Annotated in this window: 4 protein-coding genes and 1 pseudogene; 2 read left to right on the top strand and 3 right to left on the bottom strand. The window is 71.0% G+C overall.

Features of this window, described 5'->3' with window-relative positions; translation table 11 throughout:
- The 3 genes and pseudogenes from FV228_RS27215 to FV228_RS27205 all read right to left on the bottom strand — a co-directional run.
- Nucleotides 1-468, bottom strand: a pseudogene (locus FV228_RS27215) (PhnA-like protein); the annotation flags it as partial.
- Between the two features lie 46 nt (nucleotides 469-514).
- Nucleotides 515-883, bottom strand: a complete 369-nt coding sequence (locus tag FV228_RS27210; RefSeq protein WP_147857365.1) for a CsbD family protein — start codon at nucleotides 881-883, stop codon at nucleotides 515-517.
- Nucleotides 884-954: 71 nt separating this feature from the next.
- Entirely contained in the window at nucleotides 955-1113 is a 159-nt protein-coding gene (locus tag FV228_RS27205; RefSeq protein WP_147857364.1) for a CsbD family protein, read from the bottom strand.
- Nucleotides 1114-1660: 547 nt separating this feature from the next.
- On the opposite strand from FV228_RS27205, the gene FV228_RS27200 reads away from it, so the two are divergent.
- Nucleotides 1661-1954 carry a hypothetical protein gene (locus FV228_RS27200; RefSeq protein WP_147857363.1) on the top strand — a complete coding sequence of 98 codons (294 nt, stop codon included), beginning with the start codon at nucleotides 1661-1663 and terminating at the stop codon, nucleotides 1952-1954.
- Nucleotides 1951-2181 carry a hypothetical protein gene (locus FV228_RS27195; protein ID WP_147857362.1) on the top strand — a complete coding sequence of 77 codons (231 nt, stop codon included), beginning with the start codon at nucleotides 1951-1953 and terminating at the stop codon, nucleotides 2179-2181. The genes FV228_RS27200 and FV228_RS27195 overlap by 4 nt, the downstream gene beginning before the upstream one ends.
- Nucleotides 2182-2258 lie beyond the last annotated feature (77 nt).

Raw genomic sequence — 2258 nt, 5'->3', positions numbered from 1 at the left:
CTGCACGGTGCCGCCGACGAGCGAGCCGGCCCCGCCCAGGGTGCTGGTCACGCCGCTGAACGCGCCGCCGACGAGGCCGCCCACCGCCGAGGTCAGCAGGTACAGCACCACCAGGGTGGTCACCGCCCAGGACACCAGGCCGTGCAGGCCCGCCGTCCCGGCGAGCGGCTTGCCGGACAGGCGCCCGGCGATGGCGCCGCCGATCAGCGAGGCGACGATGCCCGAGGCGACGAACCAGACGCCCGCGCCGATCGAGGCGGTCGAGGCGGCCGGGTTGTCGGCGGCCACGGGGCCGAAGGACGAGAGCCCCACGCCGGCGCCGACCAGGTTGAGGATCACCTGGGTGACCAGGGCCGTGGTGGCGCCGGCGAAGATGGCGCCCCAGGACACCTGGTTGAGCAGGACGGCGCGGCTGTCGGCCTGTGCCTGGCTGGCGAGGGGTGGGACGGTGGTCTGGATCGTGGTCACGCTGCTACTCCGGGTCGTCGGTCGTCGTGGAAGTGAGATCTGCGGGTCAGTCGCGGCTGGCGCTGACGAGGAGGCCGAGGCCGAAGCCGACCAGGCCGGCCACCAGCAGGGAGGCGAGCGGGTACTCGGCGACCTGATGGCTCACCTCGCGGGTGCCCCGGCGCAGGTAGTGCCCGCCGCGCTCGTAGGCGTCCTCGGCGTAGTCGGCGGCGTCATCGGCGTAGCTGGAGGCCTGGCCGGCCGCGTGCCGCACCGTGTCCTTGGCCTGGCCGTAGAGGTTCTCGGCCTGCCCGCTCGCTTCGCGGAACCGGCCCTCGACCGAGTCGCTCTTCGAGCCGGTGAGGTCGCCGACGGCGCCCTGCACCTTGCCGCCGAGGTCCTTGGCGGCGCCCGTGATCCTGTCGATGTCGACCATGTCGTTCTCCGTTGATGGTGGGTGTGTTTCGGGGGATGGCGCCCGGGAGGGTCGCCGGTTGGAAACCTGTGTCAGTCGGTACCCGGCTCGGCCTGTTTCGGAGGCCGGGCCGCACGCTTCTGCCGGCGGCCCTCGGCCTCGACCTGGGCATCGCCGGCGAGCTTGCCGATGGCCTCCTTGACCGAGGCCTTGAGATGCCCGGGGGACAGTATTTTCTCTCGGTCGGCCATGGGCGCCCTGCCGCGTTCGAGGAAACCCGGGACCGACCACCAGTTGCGCTCCGTAACCGCGCAATCGATGGTATAAATATACTGCTCCTGCGAAAGTATTGACTGGGATTTTCGCGACGTCCGGCTAAGCCGGTCCTACGAAATGGTGCGGCACCACGATCGGTTGCCCGGCGATGTCTGTTCCGCGATCCGTTCCGCTCCCGCTCGCTCGTCCCTGCCCTGTCGGCAGCGGGGCACAAACGGGTTGCGCACAAGCAGGTTCCCTCACCTGCGTTGTTTTTACTGGTATGCCTGCATCACTGACGCGGTTGTTATCGACCAGGGGCAATGTCCGGCGCGCCGCATTCCAATGCATCGGATCGGCTCCGAGGCCGGCCCGCCCCCGTGACACGGCGTGCCGCGGCCCTCCGCCACCGGCCGTCACCGCGGGACGGCTCGAACCGGCCGGACCACCCCGGGCGGCGCATAAAGCCACAGGGGCGGACCCATCCGGCGGGCGGCCTGTTGCTCCCCGATAGCCGCATCGGCGGCGCAACGAGGTTCAGAGATGGCAGAACAACTCTCCGGTCAGGACGGCCGGCAGGGCAAGCGCGGCAAGCCCGCGCTGTATGTCTTGATCGTCAGCGTGGCCCTCATGGCCGCGGCGCTTGCCGGGCTGATGACCTGGCAGGGCGCCAACTCCCCGCCGGATTACGCCAGCAAGAGCCAGGACGCCTCGCGCAAGCAGATCACCGGCAGCGAGAACGGCACGGGCGGCACGACCTCACCGTCCAACAGCAGCGCGGTCCCGGGCGGCAACCCCTCCTATCCGCAGCCGGCGACCCGCAGCGCCAATCCGTGACCCGTCACGACCACCGGTGCGCGGCGGAGATCTGCCGCGAGCAGGGTTGGGGCGTCGGGACCTGCCTGGTCGGCGACGCCGGCTACGGCCCGACGGTGATCCGGATCACGGCGCTGGGCGACACGGTCATGCTGGCCAAGATCGTCAGTCACGGCCGCATGGCCGTGGCCTACCACGAGGCACAGGCGTGGTCCCTGTCACTGCGCGACTGGCGGGCGGTCGGCTGATCCCGGACCGGTGTGGTACGAAGCCGGCCGGGACGGGACCGGACTCGCACCGGCGGCGTCGACGCGGCCCCCGCCGG

Origin of the sequence: Methylobacterium sp. WL18, assembly GCF_008040015.1 — a bacterium.
GTDB lineage: Bacteria > Pseudomonadota > Alphaproteobacteria > Rhizobiales > Beijerinckiaceae > Methylobacterium > Methylobacterium mesophilicum.
Note: the sequence above shows the minus strand (reverse complement) of the source record. Positions and strands in the feature narration are given on the sequence as shown.